The sequence below is a fragment of the Sphingomonas sp. AC522 genome, from assembly GCF_979258125.1.
On record NZ_OZ409836.1, the window covers coordinates 2,440,582 to 2,453,846 of the forward strand.

Annotated in this window: 14 protein-coding genes and 1 pseudogene; 11 read left to right on the plus strand and 4 right to left on the minus strand. The window is 63.6% G+C overall.

Annotation, left to right across the window (positions count from 1 at the left end; genetic code table 11):
* Positions 1 to 101 precede the first annotated feature (101 nt).
* The 4 genes from ACZZZM_RS12180 to rpoD are packed head-to-tail and all read left to right on the plus strand — an operon-like array spanning position 102 to position 4,929.
* Entirely contained in the window at positions 102 to 554 is a 453-nt protein-coding gene (locus ACZZZM_RS12180) for a GatB/YqeY domain-containing protein (protein WP_463595361.1), read from the plus strand.
* 32 nt (positions 555 to 586) lie between these two features.
* Positions 587 to 979, plus strand: a complete 393-nt coding sequence (locus tag ACZZZM_RS12185; protein ID WP_463595362.1) for an endonuclease domain-containing protein — start codon at positions 587 to 589, stop codon at positions 977 to 979.
* Positions 976 to 2,856, plus strand: coding sequence for a DNA primase (dnaG, locus tag ACZZZM_RS12190; RefSeq protein ID WP_463595363.1), 1,881 nt, complete (start codon positions 976 to 978; stop codon positions 2,854 to 2,856). Before ACZZZM_RS12185 ends, dnaG begins: the two co-directional genes overlap by 4 nt.
* A gap of 42 nt (positions 2,857 to 2,898) precedes the next feature.
* A complete protein-coding gene (gene rpoD, locus ACZZZM_RS12195; protein WP_463595364.1) occupies positions 2,899 to 4,929 on the plus strand; it encodes an RNA polymerase sigma factor RpoD in 2,031 nt (676 codons plus the stop codon).
* Positions 4,930 to 4,962: 33 nt separating this feature from the next.
* Here rpoD and ACZZZM_RS12200 read toward each other — a convergent pair whose 3' ends face one another.
* The gene (locus tag ACZZZM_RS12200; RefSeq protein ID WP_463595365.1) at positions 4,963 to 5,331 is read right to left on the minus strand and encodes a hypothetical protein; all 369 of its coding nucleotides are present in this window, start codon (positions 5,329 to 5,331) and stop codon (positions 4,963 to 4,965) included.
* Positions 5,332 to 5,520: 189 nt separating this feature from the next.
* Between ACZZZM_RS12200 and ACZZZM_RS12205 the strand changes: the two genes are divergently transcribed.
* The 7 genes and pseudogenes from ACZZZM_RS12205 to ACZZZM_RS12235 all read left to right on the plus strand — a co-directional run bounded on the left by ACZZZM_RS12205 (position 5,521) and on the right by ACZZZM_RS12235 (position 11,084).
* On the plus strand, positions 5,521 to 6,264 hold the full coding sequence (locus tag ACZZZM_RS12205) for a PDZ domain-containing protein (RefSeq protein WP_463595366.1): 744 nt from the start codon (positions 5,521 to 5,523) through the stop codon (positions 6,262 to 6,264).
* 218 nt (positions 6,265 to 6,482) lie between these two features.
* On the plus strand, positions 6,483 to 7,097 hold the full coding sequence (locus tag ACZZZM_RS12210) for a DUF6975 family protein (protein WP_463595367.1): 615 nt from the start codon (positions 6,483 to 6,485) through the stop codon (positions 7,095 to 7,097).
* 39 nt (positions 7,098 to 7,136) lie between these two features.
* Positions 7,137 to 7,985, plus strand: a complete 849-nt coding sequence (locus ACZZZM_RS12215; protein ID WP_463595368.1) for an AAA family ATPase — start codon at positions 7,137 to 7,139, stop codon at positions 7,983 to 7,985.
* Positions 7,982 to 8,395 (plus strand): GFA family protein, encoded by a 414-nt coding sequence (locus ACZZZM_RS12220; RefSeq protein WP_463595369.1) that lies wholly within the window; start codon positions 7,982 to 7,984, stop codon positions 8,393 to 8,395. Before ACZZZM_RS12215 ends, ACZZZM_RS12220 begins: the two co-directional genes overlap by 4 nt.
* Positions 8,392 to 9,258, plus strand: a pseudogene (locus ACZZZM_RS12225) (DUF817 domain-containing protein). The gene ACZZZM_RS12220 and the pseudogene ACZZZM_RS12225 overlap by 4 nt, the downstream one beginning before the upstream one ends.
* Before the next feature lie 42 nt (positions 9,259 to 9,300).
* Complete coding sequence (locus tag ACZZZM_RS12230; RefSeq protein WP_463595370.1) at positions 9,301 to 9,864, plus strand: CHAP domain-containing protein; 564 nt, start codon at positions 9,301 to 9,303, stop codon at positions 9,862 to 9,864.
* Positions 9,865 to 9,905: 41 nt separating this feature from the next.
* Positions 9,906 to 11,084 (plus strand): vWA domain-containing protein, encoded by a 1,179-nt coding sequence (locus ACZZZM_RS12235; RefSeq protein ID WP_463595371.1) that lies wholly within the window; start codon positions 9,906 to 9,908, stop codon positions 11,082 to 11,084.
* Here ACZZZM_RS12235 and ACZZZM_RS12240 read toward each other — a convergent pair.
* The 3 genes from ACZZZM_RS12240 to ACZZZM_RS12250 form a co-directional block, all read right to left on the minus strand.
* Complete coding sequence (locus ACZZZM_RS12240; protein WP_463595372.1) at positions 11,081 to 11,935, minus strand: hypothetical protein; 855 nt, start codon at positions 11,933 to 11,935, stop codon at positions 11,081 to 11,083. The two genes, ACZZZM_RS12235 and ACZZZM_RS12240, sit on opposite strands and share 4 nt — an antisense overlap.
* A 12-nt stretch (positions 11,936 to 11,947) precedes the next feature.
* On the minus strand, positions 11,948 to 12,844 hold the full coding sequence (locus ACZZZM_RS12245; protein WP_463595373.1) for a hypothetical protein: 897 nt from the start codon (positions 12,842 to 12,844) through the stop codon (positions 11,948 to 11,950).
* Between the two features lie 72 nt (positions 12,845 to 12,916).
* Positions 12,917 to 13,210 carry an Hpt domain-containing protein gene (locus ACZZZM_RS12250; protein WP_463595374.1) on the minus strand — a complete coding sequence of 98 codons (294 nt, stop codon included), beginning with the start codon at positions 13,208 to 13,210 and terminating at the stop codon, positions 12,917 to 12,919.
* Positions 13,211 to 13,265: the final 55 nt, after the last annotated feature.

Consider the following 13,265-nt stretch of genomic DNA (forward strand, 5'->3'; position numbering starts at 1 on the left):
TGGCGATGTCGCTAAGCGGCGGGCGCTAAACCCCCTGCCCGGTGGCGTCAACCGCTTGGCCGGTCTATTCGGGGGGCAACCCCGATTCATCGAGAGATAAAATGATCAGAGACGATATCAAGGCCGCGCAGATCGTGGCGATGAAGGCCGGCGACAAGGCAGCGCGCGGCGCGATCACGCTGATCCAGAGCGCCATCAAGAACCGCGACATCGAAGCGCGGACGGGGAAGGCTCCGGAGAGCGACGACGCGCTCGTGGTCGAGGTGCTTCAGAAGATGGTCAAGCAGCGCCGCGAATCGATCGACATGTATGTGAAGGGCGGACGGCAGGAGCTTGCCGATGCCGAGGCCGCGGAAGTGGCGGTGATCGAGCGCTTCCTGCCGACGCAGATGACCGCGGACGAGACCGCCGCGGCAGTCGAGGCGATCAAGGGCGAGCTGGGCGCAAGCGGCATGAAGGACATGGGGCGCGTGATGGCGGAGCTGAAGGCGCGGCATGCGACGGAGCTGGACATGAGCAAGGCAAGTGCTGCGGTGAAGGCGGCGCTTTCGTGAGCCTCCCCTCCCGCTTGCGGGAGGGGTCGGGGGTGGGCACTGTCGAGGGTGTCCGCCGGCCGACGGTGCGCGCGCAACAACTGCGCAGGGATGCGACGCCTGCTGAGCGTTTGCTGTGGCGCGCACTGAGCGGATCGCAACTCGGCTTCAAGTTTAGTCGCCAGATGCCGGTCGGGCCCTATATCTGCGATTTCTTGTGCCGCACGGAGCAACTGGCGATCGAGTTGGACGGCGATAGCCATGCCGAATCTGCCGAGTACGACCAACGTCGCGAGCATTTCATCCGATCGCAGGGCATCCGAACGATCCGCTTCTCGAATTCGGATGTGATGGGCAATCTGGAAGGCGTCGTGCTCGCAATCAGGGCCTCACTGATTGCAAAAACCCACCCCCAACCCCTCCCGCAAGCGGGAGGGGAGTTTTGAGCCTCACGCCGCAATTCCTCGACGAGCTCCGCGCGCGGACCCACCTGTCCAGCCTCATCGCCAAATCGGTGAAGCTGCAAAAGGCGGGGCGGGAGTTCCGCGCCTGCTGCCCGTTCCACAACGAGAAAAGCCCGAGCTTCTACGTCAATGACGACAAGGGCTTTTATCACTGCTTCGGCTGCTCGGCGCATGGCGACGCCATCCGCTGGATGACCGAGCAGCGCGGGCTGCCGTTCATCGATGCGGTCAAGGAACTCGCACAGGCGGCGGGGCTGGAGATGCCCGAGCAGGACCGGCGTTCGGCCGAAAAGGCCGAGCGCGCCAAGGGGCTGCACGAGGCGATGGAAGACGCCGCGCGCTGGTTTTCCGAGCGGCTGCAGGGGATCGAGGGCGCGGAGGCGCGGGCTGTGCTCAAGAAGCGCGGGGTGAGCGAGGAGGTCGCGCGCTCGTTCGGAATGGGGTTTGCGCCCGATTCGCGGGGGAAATTGAAGGACGCGCTCAAGGCATATGGCGATCCGATGCTGGTCGAGGCCGGGCTGCTGATCGCAGTCGAGGAGAAGACACCGTACGACCGTTTCCGCGGTCGACTGATGATCCCGATCCGCGATGTGCGCGGGCGGACCATTGCATTCGGCGGGCGGATCATCGGCGATGGCGAGCCAAAATATTTGAATTCTCCCGAGACGCCGCTCTTCGACAAGGGCCGCACGCTCTACAATCTCGACCGCGCCCAGGCCGCGGCGCGCAAGTCCGGGCGGATCATCGCAGTCGAGGGCTATATGGACGTGATCGCGCTGGCGCAGGCGGGGTTCGGGGAGGCAGTCGCGCCACTTGGCACTGCGCTGACCGAACACCAGCTTGAACGACTGTGGCGCATGGTCGAAATCCCTCTGCTTTGTTTCGATGGCGACAGTGCGGGGCAGAAGGCCGCACTTCGCGCCGCGCACCGGGCGATGCCGATGCTCCAGCCGGGGCGCAGCCTGGCGTTCGTGACATTGCCGGAGGGGATGGACCCCGACGATCTGGTCCGCGCGCAGGGTTCTGCGGCGTTTGAGGCATTGCTGGGCAAGGCGCAGCCACTGGTCGATCGGCTGTGGCAGAGTGAAGTCGCCGCCGAGCCGCTCGATACGCCCGAGCAGCGCGCCGGGCTCAAGCGGCGGTTGACCGAACTGGCGGGCACTATCGGCGATCCCAATGTGAAGTCCGAATATATCGCCGAGTTCCGCGGGCGGATCGATACACATTTCGGGCGGGGTCCCCGCTCCTTCCAGCCGCAGGCGCAGCGAGGTTCGGCGCCGGCCCGGGGCAAACGCGACAAGCGTGGCAATTGGCAGCCGCCCGAAGCGCCGCCCTCGGCCAAGGTCCGCGGTGTCCAGGCGGGCGGGCTCGATCCGATTCTAGCCCGCGCCGTGCTCGCCGGATTGATCCGTCATCCGGCCGAAATCGCCCGCCACATGGAAGTGCTGGGCAGTCTCCGGACGACCAGCGGCGCGCTTGGCAAGCTGTTCGAGGCAGTAATCGATGTCGCGTTGGAGGATCGGCAACTTGATCAGGGTAAAGTCCTCACCATATTGGCCAGGTCCGGGTTCGACTCGGTGGCGAGCGACTTGCTGAGAGCCGATGCCCTGCCCTTCTCGTTCACGCGCTCCGGCGCGGCGGACGAAGCGAGGGCGCGGGAGGATTTGAACGAGGCGATCGCCGTGATGGTGGCGCAGCCGGCAGTCGACGCGGCGCTGGCACGGGCCACCGCGGCGCTGAGCGAGGACACCACGGATGAGGCGTTTGCGCGGCAACAGTCGCTTTCGCGTCAGAGGCAGGAGCTGGAAGCCCGGCTCGCCAATCTGATGCTTGCGGACGACGAGAATTTGGACGAATAGGGCGGCTAGTAAAATAGCCGCCATCTGATTTTGAGGATTTTGATGGCCAAGGCAACCATGGCGGACGTCACCGAGACTGGTGAAGCAGGTGACGCGCCCCTGATCGACCTCAACGAAGGCACGCTCAAGAAGCTTGTCGCCCGAGCCAAGAAGCGCGGATACATCACCGTCGACCAGCTCAACGAAATGCTGCCGCAGGATCAGATGACCTCGGAGCAGATCGAGGACGTCATGTCCGCGCTCAACGACATGGGCATCAACGTCGTCGAGAATGAAGAAGGCGGCGAGGACGGCGAATCCGAGGACGACAAGGCCGACGAGGCCGATGACACGCCCGAGAGCGACGATTCGGCGTTCGAGCCGGTCAAGAAGAAGGAAACCGTCGACCGGACCGACGACCCGGTGCGCATGTATCTGCGCGAGATGGGTGCGGTGGAGCTGCTCAGCCGCGAGGGCGAAATCGCCATCGCCAAGCGCATCGAGGCCGGCCGCGACACGATGATCCTTGGGCTGTGCGAAAGCCCGATCACTTTCAACGCGATCATCGGCTGGTCGAACGCGCTCAACGAAGGCACGATGCAGCTTCGCGAGATTCTCGATCTGGATGCCATGTTGTCCAAAGGCCCCTCGGCCGAGCAGGTCGAGAATGCCGAGGAAGATGATTCCGGCGAGATCAGCGAAAAGACCGCCGGCGCCAGCTTCAAGGAAGAGGAAGAGCCCGAAGAGGCCTCCGCCGACGAGGAGGACGAGGATTCGATGACCGAGCGCCGCGCCCCGCGGATCTCGGACGACGAAGAGGAAGACAACACCCTCAGCCTCGCTCAGATGGAAGAGACGCTCAAGCCGCAAGCTCTTGAGAAGTTCGCGAACATCACTTCGATCTACAAGAAGTTCAGCAAGGTCCAGCAGTCGCGCCTCGACGCGATGGCCGCGGGCGGCGAGCTGGCGACTGCGCAGGAGCGCAATTACCACAAGCTGCGCGAAGAGCTGACGGCCGAAGTCGAGAGCGTTCAGTTCCACAATGCCAAGATCGAATATCTGGTCGATCAGCTTTACAGCTTCAACCGGCGTCTGACGGCGCTGGGCGGCCAGATGTTGCGCCTCGCCGAGCGCCATAAGGTGCCGCGCAAGGACTTCCTCGACCGCTATGTCGATCACGAGCTCGACGAGAGCTTCATCGCGACGGTTCAGAAGCTCGACAAGAAATGGGCCGCGTTCGCCGAGAACGAAGGTGCCGCGGTCGATCGCATCCGTATCGAGATCAGCGAGATCAGCCAGGCGACCGGCATGGCGCTTGGCGAGTTCCGCCGCATCGTCAACATGGTCCAGAAAGGCGAGCGCGAGGCGCGCATTGCCAAGAAGGAAATGGTCGAGGCTAACCTCCGCCTCGTGATTTCGATCGCCAAGAAATACACGAACCGCGGGCTGCAGTTCCTAGATCTCATCCAGGAGGGCAATATCGGCCTGATGAAGGCCGTCGATAAGTTCGAATATCGCCGCGGCTACAAGTTCAGCACTTACGCGACGTGGTGGATCCGTCAGGCGATCACCCGCTCAATCGCCGACCAGGCCCGCACGATCCGCATCCCGGTCCATATGATCGAGACGATCAACAAGCTGGTGCGGACCAGCCGCCAGTTCCTCCACGAGCAGGGCCGCGAGCCCACGCCCGAGGAAATGGCCGAGCGCCTGAGTATGCCGCTCGAAAAGGTCCGCAAGGTGATGAAGATCGCTAAGGAGCCGATCTCTCTCGAAACGCCGATCGGCGACGAGGAGGATTCGCATCTCGGTGACTTTATCGAGGACAAGAACGCAGTGATCCCGGTCGATGCGGCGATCCAGGCGAACCTCAAGGAAACGGTCACCCGCGTCCTCGCCTCGCTCACCCCGCGCGAGGAGCGCGTGCTGCGCATGCGCTTCGGCATCGGGATGAACACCGATCACACGCTGGAAGAGGTCGGCCAGCAGTTCAGCGTCACCCGCGAGCGTATCCGCCAGATCGAGGCCAAGGCGCTGCGGAAGCTCAAGCATCCGTCGCGCAGCCGGAAAATGCGCTCGTTCCTGGATCAGTAACGGCCTTCTCCCCTCCCGCATGCGGGAGGGGGATCAAGAAGATCGCGCGCTCCGCCAGAACAGCGCCGCGGAGATCAGCCACACCGTTACGAACGCGCTGCTGAGCACGATGATCGGCTGCACGTCGCGCGCGTTGGAAGGCGCGATGGCGAGCATCAGCGCCAGGAACGCCTGCACACCCGCAACCGCGAGCATCGCCCGCGCCATCTCTCCGGCCCGACCTCGCGCGACAAACGCGCAGGCGATCGCCGTCACCACAACTCCGAAAAAGCCTTGGTTCGAGGGATTGTCTTCGTTCCCGACGATGCCGACTGCGAGATTGATCCACATCTGGAACAGTGACACGAATATGGCTGCCGCCACGGCGATCCAATATGTCCTGCGCCCTGCTTTGTCCGTCATGGTGCTTCCCCGATTAGCGTGAGGCATCATCCTGCCCCACGCTCTCACGATTGGCATGAGCACGTTGTGAGCCTTTGATAAGCAATCTCTCCAGGAAAGCAGCGCTTAACGCAGCCGCCTTTCATGCTAGCCTGCCAATCCGCGCAGATGCTCGATCAGTGGGCACGGACATGGACATGGGGCGAGCGAATGAAGTTTCTGAAGGCAGTCGCGCTGACGATTTCGCTCATCGCCGGGCTGGGTGCCACGCCCTCCCATGCCCAGTCCGCCTCCGAAATCCAGAAAGCAGTCGCCGAATGCGAAGCGGGAAAGGGCGACTTTTGCCTCGCATTGGCGAAGCTCTACCTTCGCTCCTATGACGACAGCAAGAATGGCAGAAAAGGCTATTACTATGCCGACCGGGGCTGCGAGCTGAAGAACGACGAAGCTTGCGAGGAATGGGCCAATGCAATCTATCGAGGCATAGGGACCGCTGCCAATGTGAAGGATGCCTATGCGCTTTTCCAGGGCATCTGCGCCACGACAAGCCGGGCTGTTTCCTGCAATTTCGCCGCTGCGCTTCGCGATGAGGCCGCCAAGCCACAACCTCCGCGCGGCTATATCGGCGTGAGCCTGGCACCCATGAACGCAGACATTGCGAGCGCCCTGGGCGTGCCCGAAGGCTTGGGCGATCTGATCGCTCGCGTCGCGCCGGAGGGACCCGCGGACCTGGCAGGCATCCGCGCCGGGGATGTGGTCCTCAGCGTCGACAAGTTGCCCGTCAACGACAACCAAACGCTGACGGCATTGGTCGCCCAGAAATCGCCGGGCAGCTCCGGGATTTTCGAAATTCTGCGGGAGGGGCGCCGCCTGCGCTTTACCGTCCAGATTACGCAGCGTCCCCCGGAAGAGGTGCTCGGGCAGGCTGATCCGGCTCCGACCGGTCCACGATAGTCCGCTTTGGTCCGACGCTGGAGCGCCGGCGCTGAATCCCATCCCGGCACACTGTGTTGCGGCACAGTAAACGGCAGCGAAACCACGTCTTTACGCGCTTTGCTATATTCCTTCTGGCATCATCTCTTTTCCGGCATGTCGCCGGTCCCGTAGGTTCTTGGGGGCGTATGCCGTTCGATTCAGCACAAGTTGCACGACTGCGCGGCGGATGGGGCGGCATGGGCGCGCTCGTCGCCGCCGACGGCAGCCACAATCATCCCTATTTCCTTCGGCTGCGCGCCAATGCCGAGCCGGTACGCGATCTGGCCGATGCCGCGCATTATCTGTGCATCCTACACGGGCGCCATCCGGGCGTGATCGATCATGCCGGCGCTCATGCCGTGGCGGGCGCCGAGCAGGGCTGGATCGAGGCGGCGGCCGAGGCCTTTGCGAACGAGCGCGCATTCCTGGTGCGGCTGGTGGCGGCGGCAGGACCGCTTCCGAGCACGCCGGGGCATGCCGAATCGGAGGCTGCTGCGGCGGCGCAGCGCCATGCGCTGGAAATGCTGGCTCGCTCAGACCGCACCGGATGCGCAGCGGGCGCAGCGGTGGCATTGGCAATCGATTGGATTGAAATCCGCACCGTTATCGATGCCGCAGCCAAGCGACTGGGGCTCACCCCGCCCCCGTCCGCGCTACCGGCGATGGAGGAGACGGTGACGGTGGTCGACGCGCTGGTCCGCCAGGCGCCGGTGGAGCGTGCCATGCTGTTTGGCGCGCAGCAATTGTTCGCGCAGCATCGCGGACTGTGGGACTTGCTCGAAGCGCGCGCGAGCGCCCGCGACCGGCACTAAGGGTTGCATCCAGCAACCTGACCCCTCTATCCGGGATCCATGCGTTTCCAAGGCACCCAAAGCTATGTCGCCACCGAAGACCTGAAGGTCGCGGTCAATGCGGCCGTCACTCTCCGCCGCCCCTTGCTGGTCAAGGGCGAGCCCGGCACCGGCAAGACCGTATTGGCCTATGAGATCGCCAAGGCAGTCGGTGCACCGCTGATCGAGTGGAACGTCAAATCGACGACTAAGGCGCAGCAGGGCCTATACGAATATGACGCCGTCGCCCGTTTGCGCGACGGCCAGCTTGGCGACGAGCGCGTCCACGACATCGGCAATTATATCCGCAAGGGGAAGCTTTGGGAGGCGTTCACCGCTCCCGAGGTTCCCGTGTTGCTGATCGACGAGATCGACAAGGCCGATATCGAGTTCCCGAACGATTTGCTCCAGGAGCTCGATCGCATGGAATTCCATGTCTACGAGACCCGGGAGACCGTTAAGGCCGTCGAGCGCCCGATCGTGGTGATCACGTCGAACAACGAGAAGGAGCTGCCCGACGCGTTCCTGCGCCGCTGCTTCTTCCACTATATCAAGTTCCCTGATCGCGAGACGATGCAGGCAATCGTCGATGTCCATTTCCCCGGCATCCAGAAAATCCTGGTCTCGAAGGCGATGGATATCTTCTACGACATTCGCGAAGTGCCGGGGCTCAAGAAGAAGCCTTCGACCAGCGAATTGCTCGATTGGCTCAAGCTGCTGCTCCACGAGGAAATGCCGCTCGACGTGCTCCAGAACCGCGACCCAACCAAGGCGATCCCGCCGCTGCATGGCGCATTGCTCAAGAACGAGCAGGACGTGATGCTGTTCGAGCGGCTGGCGTTCATGGCGCGGCGGCAGCAAGGCAAATGACGATCGGTGCGGGCTGCCTGTGCGGCGCCGTCCGCATCGCGATCGAAGGGGAGCCGGTACGCGCACGGACCTGCTGGTGCCGCGATTGTCAATATTGGGGCGGGGGCAGCGGCACGACCAATGCGCTCTATCGGATCGAGCAAGTCGAATTTACCGGCGAAGTCAGCTGGTACGAGAGCGTAGCCGATAGTGGCAATCTGTCCCGGCGCGGCTTTTGCCCGAACTGCGGCACTGCGTTGTTCACCGGGCCGGCGCGCGACCCGGCCTTTATTGGCGTCCGCCTAGGAGCATTCGACGATCCGAACCTGGTTCGGCCGACCGCAGTCATCTGGACCGACAGCGCGCCGGACTGGGCGTGCCTCGATCCGACCCTGCCCCACAGCGCCCGCCAGCCGGAGCCTATCAAATAAAGAGCTTCGCTGGAGCGACGCGCTTTGCCCGGGTCCGGGCGCGGCTGGAGGCTTTTGCGCCGCGTCCGGGCTGGCGCGCCTGGATTTACGAGTTCCTGCTGTTCGGATTCAAGCAAGGCTGGGCTTGCCTGTTCGGGGCGTTGATGCTGGCGCTGCTGCTCGCGACGCATTTTTTCTACCCGGCGCACGCCGCGCTTGCCCGTTACGACTTCCTCGTCCTCGGCGCAGTGGCGATCCAGGCGGCGATGCTCGCCTTCCGGCTCGAGAGCGTTGAAGAGGCGAAGGTGATCTTTGCATTCCACGTCGTCGGTACGGTGATGGAGCTGTTCAAGACAGCGCACGGATCTTGGCTGTACCCCGAGCCGAGCTTGCTTCGGATCGGCGGCGTGCCGCTGTTCACCGGCTTCATGTATGGCGCGGTCGGGAGCTAGATCGCCCGCGTCTGGCGGATCTTCGATTTCCGCTTTCCGGGTTATCCGCCGCGCTGGGCGACATGGGTGCTGGCAGCAGCGATCTACATAAATTTCTTCGCGCACCATTGGCTGCCCGACATTCGGCTGGCGCTGTTCGTGGTAACTGGGCTGCTGTTCTGGCGCACCTTCACTTGCTTCACGGTGTGGCGTGAAGAGCGGCAGATGCCGTTGTTGCTTGGCTGGTTGCTGGTGGCGATCTTCATCTGGTTTGCCGAGAATCTCGGGACCTTCTCGCGTGCCTGGATGTATCCGGGGCAGGAGCATGGGTGGAAGATGGTGTCGCCGTCCAAGCTGGGCGCCTGGTATCTGCTGATGATAATCTCGTTTGTGCTGGTCGAATGGGTGCACGGGGCACGGCGAAACGCAGTTAACCCAGTGGAAACCAGCTAGCGATACGGTTCGGTCGGGGGGGTGCCGTAAGGGTGCCCTGGTATGCGTTTTTATACCTGTGCCGTAGCCGCCGCGCTGCTTGTTGCTGCCCCGGCGGGCGCAAATTCTCTTCTCGAATATGTCGGCGAATGCGTGCCGTTCGCGCGCGCGGCTTCGGGCATCCAGATCTGGGGCGATGCCTGGACCTGGTGGGATCAGGCCAAGGGCCGCTACAAGCGCGGCCACAGGCCGCATGTCGGCGCCGTGCTGGCCTTCGCCAAGAGCCCCAAGTTGCCGCTCGGGCACGTCGCGGTGGTGAGCCGCGTCGTCGAACAGCGAGTTATCCTGGTGACGCACGCCAATTGGTCGCGGGTGGGTGGCAAGCGCGGTCATGCCGAACGCGACGTCACGTTGTTCGACGTATCGCGCAAGGGCGACTGGAGCGAAGTGAAGGTCTGGTATCGCGACCGCGAAGGGCTCGGCTCCTCGGTCTATGCGGTGGAGGGATTCATCTATGGCGCTCCAGATCCCGCCGCGAAGGCAGTGCGCCCTGCCCGCCCCTCGCCCGAACTTACCAGTCGCCAGCCGGACTATGTCGGATCGCTGATCGACGCATATGGACGCTGAACGGCTGGACGCGTAGCACTGCGCGGCCCTAATGGTCGGCAATGTTCTTCTCCTTCCTCGACGAGCTGCGCGCTGCCGGCATTCCCGCGAGCCTGAAGGAGCATCTGATCCTGCTGGAGGCGCTCGACCGCGACGTGATCGAGCGGACGCCGGAGGCATTCTACTTCCTCGCACGCGCCACCTTCGTGAAGGACGAGGGGCTGCTCGACCGCTTCGATCAGGTCTTCGCCAAGGTCTTCAAGGGGGTCGCGAGCAGTTACAGCGTCGCCCCTGCCGAAATTCCCGAAGACTGGCTGCGCGCAGTCGCCGAGAAGTTCCTGACGCCTGAGGAAATGGCGGCAATCAAGTCGCTCGGCTCGTGGGACGAAATCATGGAGACGCTCAAGCAGCGGCTCGCCGAGCAGCAGGGGCGGCATCAGGGCGGCAACAAATGGATCGGCACCGGCGGCACCTCGCCCTATGGCAATAGCGGCTACAATCCCGAAGGCGTGCGGATAGGAGGCGAAAGTCGGAACAAACGCGCGCTCAAGGTCTGGGACCAGCGCGAGTTCAAGAACCTCGACAGCACGAAGGAATTGGGCACCCGCAACATCAAGATAGCGCTCCGCCGGCTGCGCCGCTTCGCCCGCGAAGGTGCTGCCGACGAATTGGATATCGACGCGACGATAGAAGGCACAGCCAAGCAGGGCTGGCTCGATGTGCGGATGCGGCCCGAGCGGCACAATGCGGTGAAGTTGCTGCTGTTCCTCGATGTCGGCGGATCGATGGACCCGTTCGTCAAGCTTTGCGAAGAGCTGTTTTCGGCGGCGACTTCCGAATTCAAGAACCTCGAATTCTTCTACTTCCACAATTGCCCCTATGAGGGCGTCTGGAAGGACAATCGCCGCCGCTTCGCCGAGCGGACCCCGATGTGGGACGTGCTCCACAAGTTCGGCCACGACTATAAGCTGATCCTGGTCGGCGACGCTTCGATGAGCGCCTACGAGATCACCCATCCGGGTGGCTCGGTCGAGCATTTCAACGAGGAAGCCGGCGCCGTGTGGCTGCAGCGGCTGACCAACACTTATCCCGCAGCAGTGTGGCTCAACGTGCTGCCAGAGGCGCAATGGGGATATACCCAGTCGGTGCGCGTGATTCGCGAGCTGATGAACGACCGGATGTATCCGCTGACGCTCTCGGGCCTGGACGATGCGACGCGGGAACTGAGCCGCAAGCGCTAGCGCTCGGCAGCGGCCTCCTTCGCCGCGGCATAGGCTCGCTGGCGCGCGGTGGCAGTGCCTTCGCCACTGTAAAGCGCCTTGATGAAGCTGCTGTCGAGCCGAGTCAGCGACTGTGGGCGAGATGCGTCTCCGGCATCGAACAGCGACAGGATCGTATCGACCATATTCGGCGCAAGCGGCGGACGGGCGCCCGCCAGGGTGCGCATCGCGGAATAATCGGCGATCTGCGTGAGCGATTTGCCGACCGCAGCCTCATCGTCAATCACCACGATCGATTGCAGTGTGACCTGCTGCGTCGGCATCCTGATGCGAGAAGCGGTGTGAATCTCGAGCGTAGGCGGATCGTCGCCCTCCCCGCCCATCAGCGAATCGCCATCCTCGTTGCGAACCTCGACCGTGTTCCAGGCGTGCACCGGTCCTTCGCGCTTAGAGCGGCGCAACTCGCCTGGTCGAACGCCCGCGAACATTTTAGGGAAGCGTTTGCGGAGCACCTTGGTGAATATATCTGCGTCGGCAGCGATGATGACTACGATATTGGGATCGCAGCGATCCTCGGCGACCTTGGCGCCCGCTTCGGCGGCGATATCGCGGATGCGCCGCCCCACTGCCAGTCCGCTTTCCGGAGAAAGGCCCAGCACGAGCGGGCAGACCGGCTCGGCGAAGCGCGCGAGTTGCCCGTCGACGGTGGTGACTATCTGGCGAAGCTGCCGGAGCGCCTCCTGCTTGGGTGTGCCCTTCGTGCCGGTGATGACGATCGGCCGGTCCTCGACCACCTGGGCATGCGCCGGAGCGCCAGCAAGGATCGCCGGCGCCGCGATGAGCGACAGGGCTTGCCAAAGGCGAGGCAGCAAGACGCGGATGCCCTAGTTCTCTGCGCCCGAGCGCTCGAGCGAATTCTCGCGAATCCGCTTGGCAATCGAGCTGCGCTGCGAAACGCCGCGGCCGTTGGCGCGGACGCGATAGACTCCCTCCAGATAGGAGCGATCGACCAGAGTCAGCCCCGGAGGCGCGACGGCCGCGGGATCGAACAGCGCAAGGATCGTGTCCGCCCCGCCGCCTTCTGCAGGGGGGCGGGCGCCGGCAAGCACACGCATCGCGATATATTCTGCGATCTGGTTGATCGATTTGTCGATCAACGCGTCATCCTCGAGGACGACTACGGACTGGATTACCGCCTGCTGGGTCGAGGCGTTGATCATCGAAACGCTCTTCACCTGCAGCGTCGCCGATCCGGCCATGCCGCCATCAATACCGCCGGTTTTAGCGGTTTGGCCCGCTTCGTTCTGCGTCTCGATCGTGTTCCAGACATGCACCGGGCCATCGCGGAGCGCGCGACGCAGTTCCTTGCTCGGCAGCCCTGCGAACATGCCGGGCAGCTGCTTGCGCAGTTGCTTGACCAATTTGTCGGCGTCGGCAGCGACGATGATGATGATGTTGGGCTCGCACTTGCTCTTGCCCGGCACCTCTGCGCCAGCTTCGGCGGCCACCGTCTGGATGCGCTTCGCGACCATTTCGCCATATTGATCCGGCAGGCCGACAACGACGGGGCAGATCGGATCGTGATAGCGCGCGACCTGTCCATCGAAGGTGGTCGTGACGCTCGTCACAAATTTGCGCGCGACCGGGGCGGGAACTTCGCGCTGGCCGGTGACTGTGATGGTCTGGTCGTCAGGGGGCGTCTGTGCGGTCTGCGCATGGGCGCTGGCGCTCGCGAGCGCCGTCAGGCCAATGGCGATGCTGAGGAAGGACGTACGCGCCACGGGTCGAGTCTCCGACAAAAGAGTGTGCCATATACCTAGCACACTCAGACATTGCCGCAAGATGAATGAAACTTAAAGTCTTTCCACTGCCCGGTGGAGACGGCGCAGCACTGCGCCGTCGTGTGCCTGTGCTGTTGCCGCTTCGGATGCCAGAGCCATCAGCCGGACGGCGCCAAAGCTGGCGGAGAGCCCCTTGAGACGTAGCGCCGCGGCGCTCCACTCGCCGGGATCATTCGCCGCCTTCATTGCCTCGAGACAGCGGCGTACGCCGTCGAGAAACGCCTCGCGCAGTTCGACGATCAGCTGGGGCTCGTCGCCCACCGCCGCCGCCAGTGTCGCATCGATTGCACCGGGATCATACGCCATGTGCAGAAGGTATCGCGGGCAACCTTAACGGTCCGTTTCCTTACGGTGTTGGTCA

Coding starts and splice junctions, on each gene's coding strand:
- ACZZZM_RS12220 (WP_463595369.1), top strand. CDS start 7,982: ATGACGATCGGTGCGGGCTGCCTGTGCGGCGCCGTCCGCATCGCGATC.
- ACZZZM_RS12210 (WP_463595367.1), top strand. CDS start 6,483: ATGGGCGCGCTCGTCGCCGCCGACGGCAGCCACAATCATCCCTATTTC.
- rpoD (WP_463595364.1), top strand. CDS start 2,899: ATGGCCAAGGCAACCATGGCGGACGTCACCGAGACTGGTGAAGCAGGT.
- ACZZZM_RS12205 (WP_463595366.1), top strand. CDS start 5,521: ATGAAGTTTCTGAAGGCAGTCGCGCTGACGATTTCGCTCATCGCCGGG.
- ACZZZM_RS12230 (WP_463595370.1), top strand. CDS start 9,301: ATGCGTTTTTATACCTGTGCCGTAGCCGCCGCGCTGCTTGTTGCTGCC.
- ACZZZM_RS12250 (WP_463595374.1), bottom strand. CDS start 13,210: ATGGCGTATGATCCCGGTGCAATCGATGCGACACTGGCGGCGGCGGTG.
- ACZZZM_RS12180 (WP_463595361.1), top strand. CDS start 102: ATGATCAGAGACGATATCAAGGCCGCGCAGATCGTGGCGATGAAGGCC.
- ACZZZM_RS12215 (WP_463595368.1), top strand. CDS start 7,137: ATGCGTTTCCAAGGCACCCAAAGCTATGTCGCCACCGAAGACCTGAAG.
- ACZZZM_RS12235 (WP_463595371.1), top strand. CDS start 9,906: ATGTTCTTCTCCTTCCTCGACGAGCTGCGCGCTGCCGGCATTCCCGCG.
- ACZZZM_RS12200 (WP_463595365.1), bottom strand. CDS start 5,331: ATGACGGACAAAGCAGGGCGCAGGACATATTGGATCGCCGTGGCGGCA.